The organism is Cellulomonas sp. P4_H12 (genome assembly GCF_056400905.1).
Genome location: NZ_JBFUKJ010000029.1, coordinates 1 through 15,617, shown reverse-complemented (window position 1 = coordinate 15,617; position 15,617 = coordinate 1). Strand labels below are relative to the sequence as shown.

17 protein-coding genes and 3 tRNA genes are annotated in these 15,617 nt (G+C 73.1%); 7 read left to right on the top strand and 13 right to left on the bottom strand.

All coding sequences use genetic code 11. The annotated features are described in order from the left end of the window. Positions 1-16: 16 nt before the first annotated feature. The gene (locus AC1DQC_RS16030; protein WP_477052259.1) at positions 17-1,081 is read left to right on the top strand and encodes a LacI family DNA-binding transcriptional regulator; all 1,065 of its coding nucleotides are present in this window, start codon (positions 17-19) and stop codon (positions 1,079-1,081) included. Here the strand turns inward: AC1DQC_RS16030 and AC1DQC_RS16025 are convergent. The 5 genes from AC1DQC_RS16025 to AC1DQC_RS16005 all read right to left on the bottom strand — a co-directional run bounded on the left by AC1DQC_RS16025 (position 1,074) and on the right by AC1DQC_RS16005 (position 2,405). Continuing rightward, entirely contained in the window at positions 1,074-1,487 is a 414-nt protein-coding gene (locus tag AC1DQC_RS16025; protein WP_477052234.1) for a MaoC family dehydratase, read from the bottom strand. The genes AC1DQC_RS16030 and AC1DQC_RS16025 overlap by 8 nt on opposite strands. Beyond that, positions 1,484-1,933 carry an FAS1-like dehydratase domain-containing protein gene (locus AC1DQC_RS16020; protein WP_477052233.1) on the bottom strand — a complete coding sequence of 150 codons (450 nt, stop codon included), beginning with the start codon at positions 1,931-1,933 and terminating at the stop codon, positions 1,484-1,486. Before AC1DQC_RS16020 ends, AC1DQC_RS16025 begins: the two co-directional genes overlap by 4 nt. A gap of 8 nt (positions 1,934-1,941) precedes the next feature. Next, positions 1,942-2,112: a 50S ribosomal protein L33 gene (rpmG, locus tag AC1DQC_RS16015; RefSeq protein WP_029290226.1), complete on the bottom strand. Its 171-nt coding sequence runs from the start codon at positions 2,110-2,112 to the stop codon at positions 1,942-1,944. Between the two features lie 85 nt (positions 2,113-2,197). Next, a tRNA-Met gene (locus AC1DQC_RS16010) sits at positions 2,198-2,271 on the bottom strand. Positions 2,272-2,332: 61 nt separating this feature from the next. Continuing rightward, positions 2,333-2,405 (bottom strand) — tRNA-Thr (locus AC1DQC_RS16005). 128 nt (positions 2,406-2,533) lie between these two features. Here AC1DQC_RS16005 and AC1DQC_RS16000 point away from each other — a divergent pair. Next, positions 2,534-2,998, top strand: a complete 465-nt coding sequence (locus tag AC1DQC_RS16000) for a hypothetical protein (protein ID WP_477052232.1) — start codon at positions 2,534-2,536, stop codon at positions 2,996-2,998. 99 nt (positions 2,999-3,097) lie between these two features. Here the strand turns inward: AC1DQC_RS16000 and AC1DQC_RS15995 are convergent. Beyond that, positions 3,098-3,179, bottom strand: a tRNA-Tyr gene (locus AC1DQC_RS15995). 160 nt (positions 3,180-3,339) lie between these two features. On the opposite strand from AC1DQC_RS15995, the gene AC1DQC_RS15990 reads away from it, so the two are divergent. Next, a complete protein-coding gene (locus AC1DQC_RS15990) occupies positions 3,340-3,843 on the top strand; it encodes a YajQ family cyclic di-GMP-binding protein (protein ID WP_477052231.1) in 504 nt (167 codons plus the stop codon). A gap of 46 nt (positions 3,844-3,889) precedes the next feature. Here AC1DQC_RS15990 and AC1DQC_RS15985 read toward each other — a convergent pair whose 3' ends face one another. Both AC1DQC_RS15985 and htpX read right to left on the bottom strand, forming a co-directional pair. After that, positions 3,890-5,218, bottom strand: a complete 1,329-nt coding sequence (locus AC1DQC_RS15985; protein WP_477052230.1) for a low temperature requirement protein A — start codon at positions 5,216-5,218, stop codon at positions 3,890-3,892. Between the two features lie 61 nt (positions 5,219-5,279). After that, entirely contained in the window at positions 5,280-6,164 is an 885-nt protein-coding gene (gene htpX / locus AC1DQC_RS15980; RefSeq protein ID WP_477052229.1) for a zinc metalloprotease HtpX, read from the bottom strand. A 108-nt stretch (positions 6,165-6,272) separates the two neighbouring features. On the opposite strand from htpX, the gene AC1DQC_RS15975 reads away from it, so the two are divergent. From AC1DQC_RS15975 to AC1DQC_RS15965, 3 genes are read left to right on the top strand one after another with little or no spacing between them, the layout of a single operon-like run. Next, positions 6,273-7,109 (top strand): ABC transporter substrate-binding protein, encoded by an 837-nt coding sequence (locus AC1DQC_RS15975; RefSeq protein WP_477052228.1) that lies wholly within the window; start codon positions 6,273-6,275, stop codon positions 7,107-7,109. A gap of 19 nt (positions 7,110-7,128) precedes the next feature. Further along, positions 7,129-7,995 (top strand): amino acid ABC transporter permease, encoded by an 867-nt coding sequence (locus AC1DQC_RS15970; protein ID WP_477052227.1) that lies wholly within the window; start codon positions 7,129-7,131, stop codon positions 7,993-7,995. Positions 7,996-8,018: 23 nt separating this feature from the next. Further along, positions 8,019-8,780: an amino acid ABC transporter ATP-binding protein gene (locus AC1DQC_RS15965; protein WP_477052258.1), complete on the top strand. Its 762-nt coding sequence runs from the start codon at positions 8,019-8,021 to the stop codon at positions 8,778-8,780. A gap of 60 nt (positions 8,781-8,840) precedes the next feature. Here the strand turns inward: AC1DQC_RS15965 and AC1DQC_RS15960 are convergent, their stop codons facing one another. Then, positions 8,841-10,214 carry an FAD-dependent oxidoreductase gene (locus tag AC1DQC_RS15960; protein ID WP_477052226.1) on the bottom strand — a complete coding sequence of 458 codons (1,374 nt, stop codon included), beginning with the start codon at positions 10,212-10,214 and terminating at the stop codon, positions 8,841-8,843. A gap of 203 nt (positions 10,215-10,417) precedes the next feature. On the opposite strand from AC1DQC_RS15960, the gene rarD reads away from it, so the two are divergent. Beyond that, positions 10,418-11,398 (top strand): EamA family transporter RarD, encoded by a 981-nt coding sequence (gene rarD / locus AC1DQC_RS15955; protein WP_477052225.1) that lies wholly within the window; start codon positions 10,418-10,420, stop codon positions 11,396-11,398. Here the strand turns inward: rarD and AC1DQC_RS15950 are convergent. The 4 genes from AC1DQC_RS15950 to AC1DQC_RS15935 all read right to left on the bottom strand — a co-directional run. Continuing rightward, positions 11,385-12,119, bottom strand: a complete 735-nt coding sequence (locus AC1DQC_RS15950) for a PP2C family protein-serine/threonine phosphatase (protein ID WP_477052224.1) — start codon at positions 12,117-12,119, stop codon at positions 11,385-11,387. The two genes, rarD and AC1DQC_RS15950, sit on opposite strands and share 14 nt — an antisense overlap. Further along, entirely contained in the window at positions 12,116-13,345 is a 1,230-nt protein-coding gene (locus AC1DQC_RS15945) for a S8 family serine peptidase (protein WP_477052223.1), read from the bottom strand. The genes AC1DQC_RS15950 and AC1DQC_RS15945 overlap by 4 nt, the downstream gene beginning before the upstream one ends. Next, positions 13,342-14,730 carry a type VII secretion protein EccB gene (gene eccB, locus AC1DQC_RS15940; RefSeq protein ID WP_477052222.1) on the bottom strand — a complete coding sequence of 463 codons (1,389 nt, stop codon included), beginning with the start codon at positions 14,728-14,730 and terminating at the stop codon, positions 13,342-13,344. Before eccB ends, AC1DQC_RS15945 begins: the two co-directional genes overlap by 4 nt. Positions 14,731-14,737: 7 nt before the next feature. Continuing rightward, positions 14,738-15,617 (bottom strand): type VII secretion integral membrane protein EccD (locus tag AC1DQC_RS15935; RefSeq protein WP_477052221.1); only part of this gene is annotated, 880 nt, incomplete at its 5' end.

The window sequence follows — 15,617 nt, the reverse complement described above, 5'->3', positions numbered from 1 at the left end:
CCCGGAGGTCTGAGACCTGTCTCCGCACCGCCCCACCCTCGCCGACGTCGCGGCCGCCGCGCACGTGTCGGTGTCGACCGCCTCGCTCGCGTTCTCGGGCGCCGGCCCCATCGCGGCGGCGACGCGGCAGCGGGTCCTCGACGCCGCCACGGCGCTCGACTACTCCGGACCCAACCCGCTCGGCCGCCAGCTGCGCCGCGGCCGGTCCGGGATCGTGGGCGTCGTCGTGGGCGACTCCCTGCGCCGCGCGTTCCGGGACCCCGTGTCGATCCAGGTGCTCGACGGTCTGGTGAGCACGCTCGGCCCTCTTGACCTGGGCGTCCTGCTCATCCCCGGCTCCAGCGACCCGAGCGGGCCCGCGGTCGACCCGCTCCTCGAGTCCGCCGCGATGGACGTCGCGGTGATCATGTGGGGCGGCACGACCGACGACCCGATGCTCGGCGCCCTGCGTCGCCGCGGCATCCCCACGGTCCTCGTCGAGGGCCAGCACCAGAGCGACGTCAGCTCCGTGGGCATCGACGACCAGGGCGGGATGCGCCAGGTGACCGAGCACCTGCTCGGCCTCGGGCACACGCGCATCGCCACCGTCACGCTGCCGTTCGACCGCTCGCGCGGCGAGGGGCTCGTCGCACCCGACCAGATGCTGCACCTCGACTGGGAGATCACCCGGCGCCGGATGGCCGGCATCACGGACGCGGGCGTCACGCCGGTCGCGATCTGGGAGACGCCGGCCTCGCTGGTCGAGCACGGCCGCACCGCCGGCACCGCGCTGCTCACGGCCGCCGACCGCCCGACCGCCATCGCCTGCCAGTCCGACCTGCTGGCGTCCGGGGTCGTGCTCGCCGCGCGCGAGCTCGGGCTGCGCGTCCCCGAGGACGTGTCCGTGAGCGGGTTCGACGGGCTCGACCTGCCGTGGCTGCAGCCGGACGTGCTCACCACCGTGGTGCAGCCGCTGGAGGAGAAGGGCGCCGCGGTCGGTCATGCGGTCGAGGACTTCCTCGCCGGCGAGGGTCCGTCCACGCGCGAGCTGCCGGTGCAGCTGCGGGTCGGGACCACGACGGGCCCCGTGCCCGTCAGCTGAGCCGGACGACCGCCTGCGCCTTGCCGAGCACCCGGACGCCGGCGACAGCGACCGTCAGGTCGATGCGTGCGGTCCCGGCCTCCGGGTCGAGCGCACCGACGACGGCGACGACCTCGATGGTCGCGGCGCCGGGATCGGGCACCGGGACGGGACGCGTGAACCGGACCTGGTAGTCGAGGACGGCGCCCGGGTCCCCCGCCCAGTCGGCGACGACGCTCGACGCCGCGCCCATGGTCCACATGCCGTGCGCGATGACGCCCGGCAGGCCGACCGACGTGGCGACGCGGTCGTTCCAGTGGATCGGGTTGAAGTCGCCGCTGGCGCCGGCGTAGCGGACCAGCCGGGCGCGGTCGACGGTGATCTCGCGGCGGGCGACCTCGTCGCCGACCGTCAGCTCGCTCGTCATGAGTCCTCCGGGCGGACGGCCAGCGTCGAGACGACGGTCGCGACGGGCTCGCCGTCCTCAGCCGCGATCTCGGCGCGCGTGGTGATCATGGCCAGCCCGGCGCGCACGGTGATCGAGTCCACGTGCAGCACGGTCACCAGGCGGTCGCCCGCGTGGATGGGCCGGTGGTGCGTGAAGCGCTCGTCGGCGTGCACGACCCGGCTGAAGTCGATGCCGGCGGCGGGGTCCTCGAACAGCTGCGCCTCGGCGCGCTGGGCCACCACGACCGCAAACGTCGGCGGCGCGATGACGTCCGGATACCCGAGCGTCCGCGCCACCGACGGATCCGTGTGGGCTGCGTGGGAKGCGCCGACCGCGTCGGCGAACTCCCGGAGCTTCTCGCGGCCTACCTCGTAGGCCTCGGTCGGCGGGTACTGGCGTCCCGCGTACCCGACGTCGACCGGCATGGGCGAGGTCAGCGGGTCTCGCGGTGCAGGGTGTGACGGTTGTCGCGGGGGCAGAACTTCTTCATCTCGAGACGGTCGGGGTCGTTCCGACGGTTCTTCTTCGTGATGTAGTTCCGCTCCTTGCACTCCGTGCACGCGAGCGTGATCTTCGGACGGACGTCCGAGCTCTTGCTGGCCATGGTCTTGCCACCTCTCGCACCCGGTACGGGATGCATGCGATCTCGTCATTGCGCGCCGGCCGACGCGCTGTTGTGTCACTGGCGGTAGCGGGAGCGGGACTCGAACCCGCGACACCACGATTATGAGCCGTGTGCTCTAACCACCTGAGCTACCCCGCCATGTCGATGTGCCCTTCGTCCGTGCCGCGCAATCACGGCACTTCCTTCGAACACACCACAGAGCCCCGAAAGGGAATCGAACCCTTGACCTTCTCCTTACCATGGAGACGCTCTGCCGACTGAGCTATCGGGGCAGCGCGAGCAAGGTTACACGGGCCCTGGGGTGCTCGCGAAATCGGCTGGTCGGACCGCTCCGGCGGTGCCCTGCCTAAACGATTCATCTCATGGTCGGCCCCCCGCGCTGCGTGCCACGATCCGGCCCATGCGCCAGCCTCGCCGCAGCACCGTCGCTGCCCTCACGCTCACCGCCGCCCTCCTGCTCACCACCTCCGCGTGCACGGGCGGGGACGAAGACGCCACCCCCGATCCGGCCCCATCGGGCACCCCGGCCGCGACGACGTGGCCCACCGCGATCGACCCGACAGTGACGTCCGAGCCGTTCTGGGTGGTGTGGACCGACGTCACCGAGACCGGCGACGGCGACACGACGGCGCTCCAGCCCTCCATCGACTCGCTGTCCGCGCTCGGGTACCCGACCCTGCCGTGGGACCCCGCGTGCCAGAGCGGCGCCGAGGAGCAGCTGGCCGGCCTCACCGGGATCGCCGACCCGCTCGGCGTCGGCGTCGCGTTCGCGTCCGAGCAGGACGCCGGGACGTTCTTCACGCTGTACGACGGGTCGATGGTCTCGCTCACGGAGGGGACGTACACCTGCGGCGCGGCGAGCTGACAGCGTTCGACGGAAGGGCCGCCCCGGATCGCCGGGACGGCCCTTCCTGTGGTTCAACGACGAACGGCCGTCCTCGCGAGGAGGACGGCCGTCCGATCGTGGCGGGTGAGGGATTCGAACCCCCGTAGGCGTTGCCAGCTGATTTACAGTCAGCCCCCTTTGGCCACTCGGGTAACCCGCCAAGGGTGTGCCCGCCGACCGAGAGGACGCCCGAGGGGCGAACGCGCGTGCAGCGTGCGGGTGGAAGGATAGCAACACCCGGGCAGTGCTCGCGAAACGCCGGCACGCACCGACGCCCACGAGACCAGCCCCGCGCCAGCGCGGGCAGCAGGAGGAGAGCCATGGCGAGCGAAGCCTCGTTCGACGTCGTCAGCAAGGTCGACCACCAGGAGGTGGACAACGCCCTCAACCAGGCCTCGAAGGAGATCGCCCAGCGGTACGACTTCAAGGGCGTCGGCGCCTCGATCGCGTGGAGCGGCGAGAAGATCCTGATGATCGCCAACTCGTCCGAGCGGGTGCTCGCCGTGCTCGACGTGTTCCAGTCGAAGCTGATCCGCCGCGGCATCTCGCTGAAGTCCCTGGACACCGGCGAGGACGGGCCCGAGCCCAAGCCGTCCGGCAAGGAGTACCGGCTCGAGGCGCTCATCAAGGAGGGCCTCAGCAGCGAGACCGCCAAGAAGGTGGCGAAGATCATCCGCGACGAGGGACCCAAGGGCGTCAAGACGCAGATCCAGGGCGACGAGCTGCGGGTGTCGGGCAAGAGCCGCGACGAGCTGCAGGCCGTCATCGCGCTGCTCAAGGGCGCCGACGTCGACGCCGACCTGCAGTTCACGAACTACCGCTGACGCCGCGGTCCCGGGACCGCGGGAGAGGTCCCGGGACCTCGGGCGGTCAGTCCGTGCCCGTCGGCTCGGCCAGCTGGCGTTCGACCACCCTGAGGGTGTGGGGGTACCCGACGAGCTCGTGGCCGACGACCTCGACGACGACGCTGACGGCGACCAGCGCCACGATCGCGCAGAGCGCGCTGACGGCCGGGCCGCTGCCCGGGTCGAAGGCGCCCTCTCCGCCGGCGAGCGCCGCCACCAGGACCGCCGCCACCAGCGGGACGAGCGACACGAGCAGCAGGGGCACGTGGGTCAGGTCGTAGGACCGGGTCAGCACGCTCCACAGGACGAAGATCAGGACCAGCACGCAGGCCACCGGGACGACGAGCGCCAGCGTCGTCTGCATGAGCGTCAGGCGGCCACCCTCGAGGGCCTCGGCGGCGACCCGCAGCCCGGCGCCCACGGCCGGGATCGCGGCGAACAGGAGCAGGTGGGTGTACCGCCAGGCGAAGACCCGTCCGGGCCAGAGGCGCAGCAGGACCTGGGACGGGACCAGGTAGTACGCCCACCACAGTCCCGCCGCGAGGACGAGACCCGACGTGGCGATCACCACCGCGCCGAGCGACCACCCGTAGTCGTGGGTGAGCACGCTGACCGTGCGCGTGGTGGCGGCGATGACCTCCCCGAGGGCGATCAGCGTGAGCAGACCGAACCGCTCGGCGATGTGGCTCGCGTTCCAGGGCGTCCAGCCCAGGACGTTCTCGATGACCACCCGGGCCGTCATCTCCGCCGCCACGAGGAGCACCAGCGACAGGGCGGCGAGCGGCAGCGGCAGCGGGAGCACCGCGGTCAGCAGCCACCCCAGCTGGGCGACCACGATGAGGACGGCGTAGGCGCTCGCGGTCCTGCGGTGGGCGGGATCGTGCGCCGCGGCCCGCAACCACAGCAGGATCAGCGGGACCCGCATGACCAGGTAGCCGACCACGAGCAGGACGTTGTTCGGGCTCTGCCCGTCCGTCGCGTCCTCGAAGCTCTGCGGCAGACCGAAGACGAGGATCAGGGCTCCGACCATCTGCACGATCGTGGCCACGCGGAACAGCGCGTCGTCGTTGCCGTAGGCGGACGTGTACCAGGTGAAGTTCAGCCACGCCCAGCCGACCGCGAAGATGGCGAAGAGGTACGCCCCCAGGCCGGCCGCGAAGTGCCCGTCGGCGACGGCGGACGCGAGCTCCTCCGCTGCCGCGGCGAACGCGATGACGTAGGTGAGGTCGTACAGCAGCTCGAGCGGCGTCACCCGGCGCTCGCCGCCCGGCGGGACCAGGCCGGTCATCGGGCGCAGGCGGTGCCGCAGCTCCCGCCGGAGCGCCGACCTGACGTCCTCGTCGTGCTCGCTCATGCCCGCGCGCGTCTCATCGCGTCAGATTCGAGCACATCGACCAGCGAGTGTCGACGATCTGTCAGTAGCGCTCGATGCCGCCCTGCTGGCCGGCCTGGGCCTCGAGGCGCGCGATGCGCTCGGCCATCGGCGGGTGCGTCGAGAAGAGCTTGCCGATCCCCGCGCCGCGGAACGGGTTGGCGATCATCAGGTGCGACACGTCGACGAGCTCGCGGTCCTGCGGGAGCGGGCGGGCCTTGGTGCCCAGCTCGAGCTTGCGCAGGGCCGACGCCAGCGCGAGGGGGTCGTTGGTGAGGCGGGCGCCGTCCTCGTCGGCGTCGAACTCGCGGGTGCGGCTGATGGCGAGCTGGATCATGGTCGCGGCGACGGGCGCGAGGAACGCGAGGAGCAGGCCGGCCAGGGGGTTGCCGCCGCGGTCGCGGTCGCTGCCCCCGCCGAAGAAGAGGGCGAACTGGGCGAGCGACGTGATGACGCCCGCGACGGCGGCCGCGACCGACGACGTGAGGATGTCGCGGTTGTAGACGTGCATGAGCTCGTGCCCGAGGACCCCGCGCAGCTCGCGCTCGTCGAGCAGCTGCAGGATGCCCTCGGTGCAGCAGACGGCGGCGTTCTGCGGGTTGCGGCCCGTCGCGAAGGCGTTGGGGGCGGCCGTCGGGGAGATGTACAGGCGGGGCATGGGCTGCCGCGCGGCCGTCGAGAGCTCGCGGACGATGCGGTACATGCCGGGCTGCTCGATCTCGCTGACCGGCCGCGCGCGCATGGCCCGGATCGCGATCTTGTCCGAGTTCCAGTAGCTGTAGGCGGTCATGACGAGGCCGAGGCCGGTGAACAGGAGCAGGTACTTCGGCGTCCCGCCGCCGAGCAGCCAGCCGATCCCGAGGAGGACGGCCCACATGGCTCCGAAGAGCGCGGCCGTCTTCAGTCCGTTGTTGTGCTGGTGACCCATCGTCCTTCTCTCTGTTCCGCTCGTGCACCCCGTGGAACGCGTGCCGTCGCGCGCAGGTTCCCTCGTATCCTGGCCCCCACGCCCCGACCACACCCTCCGGAGATCGCCGTGCGCACAGCCCGCTGGACAGCCCTCGCCGCCCTCGCCGCCCTGGCGCTCGCGGCGTGCGCGCCGACCGACGACGACGCGGGGGCCGCCCCGAGCGACGGCAGCCTCGCCACCGTGACCGACGGGGTGCTCACGATCGCCACCTCCGATCCCGCCTACGAGCCCTGGGTCGTCGACAACGACCCGAGCAGCGGCAAGGGGTTCGAGTCCGCCGTCGCGTACGCCGTCGCGGACCAGCTGGGCTTCGACAAGGACCACGTGAAGTGGACCGCCGCGAGCTTCGACCAGATCATCGCGCCCGGCGCCAAGAAGTTCGACTTCGCGATCAACCAGGTGTCGATCAGCGACGAGCGCAAGGCCAACCTGGACTTCTCGTCGCCGTACTACACGACGTCGCAGGCCGTCGTGACGCTCGAGGGCTCCGCCGGTGCGGGCGCGAAGACCCTCGCGGACCTCAAGGCCCTGAAGATCGGCGCCATGGTCGGCACGACGAGCCTGACCGCCGCCCAGGAGGCCATCGACCCGACCACGCCGGTGTCGCCGTTCAACGACAACGACCAGGTCAAGCAGGCCCTGACGTCCGGCCTCGTGGACGCGATCGTCGTCGACCTGCCGACCGCCCTCTACATCACGGCGGCCGAGCTCGACGGCGGGATCCTCGTCGGCACGCTGCCGGACAGCGCGGGCGGCGACCAGTTCGGCCTCGTGCTCGACAAGGGCAGCGCGCTCACGAAGCCCGTGAGCGCCGCCGTGGACGCGCTGGACGACGACGGCACGCTCGGCGACCTCGAGGCCCAGTGGCTCACCGACGCCGCGGGTGCTCCGGTCCTGCAGTGATCCTCCAGTGAGCTCCCCGGTGAGCTTCGTCCCCTCGGAGCGCCAGCAGGAACGGGACGCCTACCGCCGGACCCGCGCGCGCCGGTCCACCACCGTCGCCGCCGTCTCGACGGTCGCGCTCGTGGCGATCGCCGTCCTCGCGCTCACGTCGTCGCCCGGGTGGCCGCGCGTCAAGGCGTCCTTCTTCGACTGGGACGTGGCGACGGCGTCCTTCCCGGCGATCCTGCAGGGCCTGTGGCTGAACATCCGCGTCATGGCGGTGAGCGCGGTGTTCATCGTGGTGTTCGCGATGATCCTCGCGCTCGCCCGCACGCTGCGCGGCCCGGTGTTCTACCCCGTCCGCGCGCTGGCCACCGGCTACGTCGACATCTTCCGCGGGCTCCCACTCATCCTCGTCCTGCTGCTCGTCGGCTTCGGTCTGCCCGGGCTGCGCCTGCAGGGGGTGCCGACATCCGCGGTCGTCCTCGGCGGGCTCGCCCTGGTGCTCACGTACTCGGCGTACGTGGCCGAGGTGTTCCGCGCGGGCATCGAGTCGATCCACCCGTCCCAGGTCGCCGCCGCGCGCTCCCTCGGGCTCACCCACGCGCAGGCGATGCGGCACGTGGTGCTGCCCCAGGCCGTCCGCCGCGTGATCCCGCCGCTGCTCAACGACCTGGTCGCGCTGTCGAAGGACTCCGGCCTCATCTCGATCCTCGGCGCCATCGACGCCGTGCGGGCCGCGCAGATCGAGACCGCGCGCTACGCCAACTTCACGCCGTACGTCGTCGCCGGGGTGCTGTTCGTCGCCCTCACCATCCCGCTCACCCGGTTCACGGACGCGTTCGCGAAGCGATCCGGCTGGGTGGGGTCCCAGGGCGCCCTCGCGGGCGGCGGTGCGCTCCGGTGACGCCCGGACGGATGCGCGACCCGATGCCGGGCAAGCCCCTGAGCCTCGGGGCGCCCCTGCTCTCCGTCCGGGGGGTGCGCAAGGCGTTCGGCGACCACGTGGTCCTCGACGACCTCTCGCTCGACGTGCACGCGCACAAGGTCGTCGTGCTGATCGGCGCCTCGGGCTCCGGCAAGTCCACGCTGCTGCGCTGCGTCGACCTGCTCGAGGAGATCGACGACGGCGTCATCGAGCTCGAGGGGCAGGACATCACCGACCCGCGGCTCGACGCCAACGCGGTCCGCGCCCGGATCGGCATGGTCTTCCAGGCGTACAACTTGTTCCCGCACCTGCGCGTCATCGACAACGTGACGCTCGCGCCCCGGCTGGTGCACAAGACGTCGCGCGAGCAGGCGCTGGCCGAGGCCCTCGCCGTCCTCGAGCGGGTCGGCCTGGCGAGCAAGGCGCAGGCGTTCCCCGACGAGCTCTCCGGCGGTCAGCAGCAGCGCGTCGCGATCGCGCGCGCCCTGGTGGGCAAGCCGGCCGTGATGCTGCTCGACGAGGTGACCAGCGCGCTGGACCCGGAGCTCGTCGGCGAGGTCCTGTCGTTGCTCGCCGAGCTCAAGGACACCGGGCTGACCATGGTCGTCGCGACGCACGAGATGGCGTTCGCGCGCGAGGTGGCCGACGAGGTCTGCTTCCTGCACGAGGGTCGCGTGCACGAGCGCGGCACGCCCGAGCAGGTGCTCGGCGACCCGCAGCAGGAGCGCACGCGCGAGTTCCTGCGCCGCATCACGGGCCCGTAGACGACAACGTCGAGCAGCTGCAGGCTCCGACCTGCAGCTGCTCGGACGTTGCGGGTGGTGCTACGCGCGGCCGAGCGAGACCGACACCATGTCCTCGCGCGGGACCAGCTTCACGCGCTCACGGCCGTGCGGCTCGCCCAGCGAGCGCTCGTAGGCGTCGAGGAGCTCCCAGCCCTGCCACGTGATGACGTCGACGCCACGGCCGTGCAGGAACTCCGTGACCGCCTCGGGGTCGCGGTCGGTGGCGGTGTAGAACGCCTCGCCGCCCTCGGCGACGTCCTCGCCGAGGTGCCGGATGGTCTCCGACGCGTCCGACTTGGTGTGGCCGATGAGGCCGACCGGGCCGCGCTTGATCCAGCCCGTGGCGTAGACGCCCGGCAGGTGCTCACCGTCGACGTCGACCACGCGGCCCTCGCGGTTGGGGATCACGCCGGCGACGTCGTCGAACGGGATGTCGACCAGCGGCGACCCGAAGTAGCCGACGGCGCGGTAGACGGCCTGGACCGGCCAGTCGTGCGTCTGGCCGGTGCCCGTGACGTTGCCGTCGCCGTTGAGGGCCGTGCGCTCGGTGCGGACGCCGACGACGTGGCCGTCCTCGCCGAGGATCTCGACGGGCTTGTGCAGGAAGTGCAGGTGGATGCGCCGGCTCGCGGTGTTCTCCTCCGGCTCCTTGAGGGTCCAGTCCGTGAGGGTCTTCACCACCTGCTTGGTCTGGTTCGAGGAGTGGATGGCCGCCATCGAGCCCTCGTCGAAGTCGAAGTCCTCGGGGTAGACGATGACGTCCACGTCGGGGACGTGACCGAGCTCGCGCAGCTCCAGCGGCGAGAACTTCACCTGGGCCGGGCCGCGGCGGGCGAACACGTGGACGTCCGTGACCGGCGAGGCCTTGAGGATGTCGTAGACGTTGCCCGGGACCTCGGTGGGCAGCAGGTCGTCGGCGTGCTTGGCCAGGATGCGCGCCACGTCGAGGGCCACGTTGCCGGCGCCGAGGACGGCGACGTGCTGGGCGTTCAGCGGCCACGTGCGCGGCACGTCCGGGTGCCCGTCGTACCAGGACACGAAGTCCGCGGCGCCGTAGGAGCCCTCGAGGTCGATGCCCGGGACCGGCAGCGCCGCGTCGCGGATGGAGCCCGTGGAGAAGATGACGGCGTCGTAGAACTGGCGCAGGTCGTCCAGCTTCAGGTCGGTGCCGTAGTCGACGTTGGCGAGCAGGCGGATGTCGCCGCGCTCGAGCACCTTGTGCAGGGCGACGATGATCTGCTTGATGCGCGGGTGGTCCGGCGCCACGCCGTAGCGCACGAGGCCGAACGGCGCAGGCAGGCGCTCGAAGAGGTCGATGCTGACATCGAGGTCGGTCTTCGACAGGATGTCGGCGGCGTAGATGCCGGCCGGTCCTGCGCCGACGACGGCCACTCGCAGAGTCGGGGTGCTCACGGGACGCGGGTGCCTTCCGATCAGGGGAGCCCTGCGGGCTGGTGCGTCACGTCGGCTGAGCGCACGACAGACGGCACGGTGCAGGACTGTGCTCGCCACCAGTGTAGGACCGGCGGTGAGGGCATCCTTTGTCGGGCGCCACCATCTGGACAGCCGTGAGACGCCCGGAGGGGTGGCGCCGTCACCGGACCTAGGCTCGTCCCGTGCCCGACTCCCCCGCCGCCACGCGACCGACCGCCGCCCTGCGCGGCGCCTCCCTCGACGCCCCTCTGGACGGGCTCGGGCTCGCTGCCGGCATCGGTGCCTACGTGCTCTGGGGCGTCCTGCCCCTGTACTTCCCGCTGCTCCAGCCGGCCGGCGCCGTCGAGATCATCGCGAACCGCGTCGTCTGGTCGCTGCTCTTCTGCGTCCTGCTGCTGGGGGTCACGCGCACGTGGGGCGCGTTCGTCGCCGCGCTGCGGCACCGCCGCACCCTCGGCCTGCTGTCGATCGCGGCCGTGCTCCTCGCCGTCAACTGGCTGGTGTTCGTCTTCGGCATCCTCACCGACCGGGTGGTCGACGCCGCGCTCGGGTACTACATCAACCCGCTCGTCACCGTGACGCTCGCCGTCGTCGTCCTGCGGGAACGCCTGCGCGCCATGCAGTGGGCGGCGCTGGGGTTCGGCGCCGCCGCCGTCGTCGTCATCACCGCCGGGTACGGCCGGCTGCCGTGGATCGCGCTGGCCCTCGCGCTCAGCTTCGGGTTCTACGGCCTGATCAAGAACCGGGTCGGACGCAGCGTCGGCGCCGTGCCGGGTCTCGCCGTCGAGACCCTCGTGCTCGCCCCGCTGGCGCTCGCCTACCTCGTCTGGATCAACGCGACCGGGACCGGGACGTTCACGACCGACGGCCTCGGGCACGCGCTGATCCTCGTCTCGTCGGGCGTCGTCACGGCCATCCCCCTGCTGCTCTTCAACTCGGCCGCACGTCGACTGCCGCTGTCGATGCTCGGGCTGCTGCAGTACATCGCCCCGACGCTGCAGCTCATCATCGGTGTCGCCGTGCTGCACGAGCAGATGCCCGCCGCCCGGTGGTGGGGGTTCGGGCTGGTCTGGGTCGCGCTCGCCATGCTCACGTTCGACGGCATCCGCAACGGGCGCGCGCAGCGGCTGGGGCGCCGCGCCGCGGAGCTCAGCGCCGGCTGAGCGTCGCGTCGACCACGATCGCCGTCACGTTGTCCCGGCCGCCGGCCGCGAGCGCGGCGGCGACCAGCCGGTCCGCCGCCGGCTGGGCAGCGCCCTCCGCCCGCAGCTCGGCCTGGATGCGTGCGTCCGACAGCTCGTCCGTCAGCCCGTCGGAGCACACGAGCATGCGGTCCCCCGGGCTCACCGGCAGCAGCCAGACGTCCGGCTCGACCGCCGACGCCCCGCCGCCGAGCACGCGCGTGACCACGTTGCGCCGGGGGTGCCGGGTCGCCTCGTCCGCGGTCACCAGCCCCTGCGCGACCAGCTCCGCCACCTCCGAGTGGTCGGCGGTCACCTGCTCGAGGACCCCGCCGGCCATCCGGTACGTCCGCGAGTCACCGACGTTGAGCACCAGCCAGCACGGGGTGTCGCCGTGCACCGTGAGCACCACGCCCGTCACCGTCGTGCCGGGCCGCCGACCGGTCGGGGACGGCAGGCCTCGCACCGCGGTGTGCGCGGCCACCACCGCGCGCCGGACGTCGTCGGTGGTCGGCGTCTCGTCGCCGAGACCCTTGAGCACGCCGATCGCCGTCGCGCTGGCCACCTCGCCGGCGTCGTGCCCGCCCATGCCGTCGGCCACCAGGTAGACCCCCTCGGCGGCCCACACGCTGTCCTCGTTCTGCGAGCGTCGCGCCTGCGCGGTGGCGACGCCGACGTCGAGCGCCACGCGGTCGTCGATCATCGGGCGACCGGTCGGCGTCGTCGGGCGCCCACCATGCGGGCCGCCAGCGCGGTCAGGGTCACCGCCGTGAGGCCGGCGAGCACCCACCAGGCAGCGTCCCGACGCGGCCCCGCGAGGGGCGACGGCTCGACCGACGTGTCGATCACCTGGGCGGGCACCACCGGGACGGCCGGGCGCGCGTGGGTCGGGCTGTCCGGCCCGGCCGCGGAGCCGTCGTCCACGAAGTTGAGCGCCGACGCCGGTCGCACGACGCCCCAGCCGACGAGGTCGTCCCGCTCGGCCGGGTGCTCCCGCGCCGCCGTGACCTCGAGCCGGTACGCCCACTGCGCCGGCGACTCGTCGGGGTGCTGCTCCGCCAGCAGCGCGGCGGCGGCGCTCACGTACGCCGTCGCCCAGCTGCTCGACGCCTCGACCCCGAGCATGCAGTCCCCACCGCCGGGCAGCGTGGTCAGCACGTTGGTGCCGGGCGCGGCGACGTCGACGTGCGGTCCGTGGATCGAGTCCTCCGTCGCGTTGCCGTCGACGTCCACGGCCGTCACGCCGAGCGCGTCCGGATAGGCCGCCGGGTAGTGCGGGACGTCGGCCTTGTCGTCCGCGGTGGCGCGGTTGCCCGCGCTGGCCACCACGAGCGAGCCGGCGGCCGTGGCCTGCTCGACCGCTGCGCGCAGGCTCGGGTCGTCGACCGTCGTGCTCATCGAGACGTTGATGACCTGGGCGCCCCGTTCGGCGGCCGCCCGGATGCCGGCGGCCATCCGGCCGGCGTCCGGCGCGACCCCGTCGCGTCGCGCCTGGTCGTCGTCCGAGTAGTACACCCGCACGGGCAGGATCGTGGCGTCCGGCGCGACGCCGACCACGCCGGAACCGTCCACGGGGCGCGCGGCGATCTGGCCGGCGACGGCCGTGCCGTGCCCGAAGACGTCCGTGCGACCCGTCGTCTCCGTCGCGACGCCCACGAGGTCGACGCCCGGGACCACGGCCGTGCTCAGGTGGGGGTTGCTCGGGTCGACGCCGGAGTCGACCACCGCGACGAGCACGCCCGCGCCCGTCGCGGTCGTCCAGGCGAGGTCCGCGGAGAGCCGGTCGAGCGCGGGCGGCCGCTGGTCGACGAGCACGGGCTTGTCGATCTCGCACGCCGCGTCGGCGGCCGGCGCGGGAGACCCCAGAGCGACGAGACCGACGGCGGCCAGCACCGTCACCGCCGCGCCCCCTGCCAGACCCCTGATCATGCGCCGGCCGAGCTCACCTGCGTCGCGGCCGCGTCCTCGGTGAGCGCAGGTCCCGCCGGCAGGAGCGCGGTCCACGCCGGGGGCACACGCGTGACGTGGGAGGGCTTGTAGCCCAGCCGCGCCAGCACCTCGTCGCTCGCGTCCGGCACCGGGAACGCCGAACCGCTCTCGTCCACGAGGAGCACGCCGCCGGCCCCCGCGTCCGTCGTCGCCGCGCGGACGAGCGCGCCACCGCCGGGGGCGACCAGGACCCCGGCAGCCGCGTCGGGGTCGACCGCTGTCGTGACCAGGTCGACGTGCAGCTGCTCGCCGGTGGTCAGGCGCGCGCACGCGGCGCGGTCGTCCGGGACGGGCACCGGCGCGGCCTGGGGCCAGTCCGCGGGTGCGACGGGCTCGGTGGACGTGCGGACGTCCGCCACGTCGGACGCGCTCGCCTGCACCACGGCGGCGTCCTGCCCGGACCCCAGCTCGTACAGCGGGAGGGCCAGGTCCCCGAGCGGCGCGAGGTCGCCGTCCTGGTCCACGACGTAGCGCTTGGTGCCGGTGCCGACGCCGGTCACCTCGACGACCGTGCCGATCACCGTGTCGAGGGGCAGGCCCGACGTCGACGGCACCTGCTTGCCGACGTCGGGCAGCGTCACCGGGGCGAGGTCCGTGCCCGCCGGGAAGAGGTTGAGCCAGCCGGCCGGGGCCGGGGCCGGGGTCACGGTGTCCAGACCGAGGGCGCGCAGCACCGCGGACTGGTGCTCCAGCGGGATCAGGTAGCGCAGACCGCCCGCGACGACGTAGACGTCGTCGTCGACAGAGACCAGCACGCCCGGCGCCGCTCCCGTGGTCACGGGCGGGGCGCTCGCGTCGTCGTCCGCCCCGTCGCCGTCGACGTCGACCGGCAGGTCCACCCCGATCGTCGTGCGCGCCCCGTCGGGCACCAGGCACGAGAGCCAGCCGGTGGCGACGAGCCGGTCCGCGGCGGGCGGCGCGTCGGGGGCGTCGGCGATCCCGATCGCGGCGCCGCGAGGGGTGTCCGCGATGTCGTCCTCCGACACCTGGACCACGTGGAAGGCCGACGACGGGACGACCAGCCGGGCGCTCGTGGTGTTGAGCACCGGGTAGAGCGTCCCCTTGATCGCGACGTACCGCGTGCCGACGTCCTTGACCACCACGAGCGAGCTGTCGTCCCAGCCGGCCGGGAGCGTGGGCTTGAGCAGGCCGTACGCCAGACTGCCGAGCACGAGGATCACGGTGAGGAGGATGCCGGCCACGACGCCGCGCATCGGCTTGGTGGGCTCGAGCTCCTGGCCCGCCGGTGCGCCGCTGACGAAGGCCGTGAGGAGCCGACGCCGGCTGTAGGTCTGCGCCTCGACGAGGTCGCGCTTGGACGCCATCGGCCGCTCAGACCAACCCGGCGGCGGCGACACCGAGCGGCAGCAGCACAGCGAGGCAGGTGACCTCGAGGACGTCACCCGCACGCGCGAGACCGACCCGCTGGCGCGGGGCCACCAAGCCGACCGCAACGACCACGGCCGCGGCGGCACCCGCCGACGCGACCAGCGCGCCCCGCCACGACGGGTGCAGCACGGCGGCCTCGAACAGGGTCGCGGCGATGCCGACGATGCCGGCCGAGACCACCAGCAGGACGTCGAGGCGCGAGTAGGACTGGCGGCTCGAGAGCAGCACCCCGGCGAAGCCCACGAGCAGCAGGACCGTGCCGAGGGCGCCGAGCGCCACGACCGCCGGAGTGGCCGCGAGCGCGAAGAGACCGACGGCGACCCGCAATGAGACCTGCAGGCGGTGCCCGCTCTCGAGCTGGCGGCGGACGCGCTCGGGGTCGACGGGGGGCGGGTCGAGCAGGATCTCGGCCTCCGTGCGCGCGCTGACCACGCGCAACGGGGTGCTCGACAGGGCGAGCCACGGCACGCCGATGCTCGCGGTGACGACGATCGCGACGACGACGGCGAGCACCTCGCCGGCTGCCGCGTCGGTGAGCGCGACGGTCGCCCCGCTGACCGCCAGCCCGAGGCCGAGCACCACCGGACCGGCGGCGAGCTCGCGACGGTCGACCAGGGCGGGCATCCCGACGAGCCCGGCGACGACGAGCCCGACGCCCGCCCAGACGGCGGGCCAGCCCCAGCCCGGTGCGGACGTGCCGACGGTCAGGCCGGCGACCCCGCCCAGGACCGCGGCCGCGAGGACGAGGATGCGCCCGGTGGCGGGCTCGCGACCCACGCGCCCGACGACCGCGCCGCACGCGAGCGCCAGGACCGCGCCCGCC

Bases quoted from the DNA above. Each gene is read 5' to 3' on its own strand.
- htpX (WP_477052229.1), bottom strand. From the start codon at position 6,164: ATGGGTCACCAGCACAACAACGGACTGAAGACGGCCGCGCTCTTCGGA.
- AC1DQC_RS15945 (WP_477052223.1), bottom strand. From the start codon at position 13,345: ATGATCAGGGGTCTGGCAGGGGGCGCGGCGGTGACGGTGCTGGCCGCC.
- rpmG (WP_029290226.1), bottom strand. From the start codon at position 2,112: ATGGCCAGCAAGAGCTCGGACGTCCGTCCGAAGATCACGCTCGCGTGC.
- AC1DQC_RS16025 (WP_477052234.1), bottom strand. From the start codon at position 1,487: ATGACGAGCGAGCTGACGGTCGGCGACGAGGTCGCCCGCCGCGAGATC.
- eccB (WP_477052222.1), bottom strand. From the start codon at position 14,730: ATGGCGTCCAAGCGCGACCTCGTCGAGGCGCAGACCTACAGCCGGCGT.
- AC1DQC_RS15965 (WP_477052258.1), top strand. From the start codon at position 8,019: ATGCCGGGCAAGCCCCTGAGCCTCGGGGCGCCCCTGCTCTCCGTCCGG.
- AC1DQC_RS15985 (WP_477052230.1), bottom strand. From the start codon at position 5,218: ATGAGCGAGCACGACGAGGACGTCAGGTCGGCGCTCCGGCGGGAGCTG.
- AC1DQC_RS16000 (WP_477052232.1), top strand. From the start codon at position 2,534: ATGCGCCAGCCTCGCCGCAGCACCGTCGCTGCCCTCACGCTCACCGCC.
- AC1DQC_RS15990 (WP_477052231.1), top strand. From the start codon at position 3,340: ATGGCGAGCGAAGCCTCGTTCGACGTCGTCAGCAAGGTCGACCACCAG.
- AC1DQC_RS15950 (WP_477052224.1), bottom strand. From the start codon at position 12,119: ATGATCGACGACCGCGTGGCGCTCGACGTCGGCGTCGCCACCGCGCAG.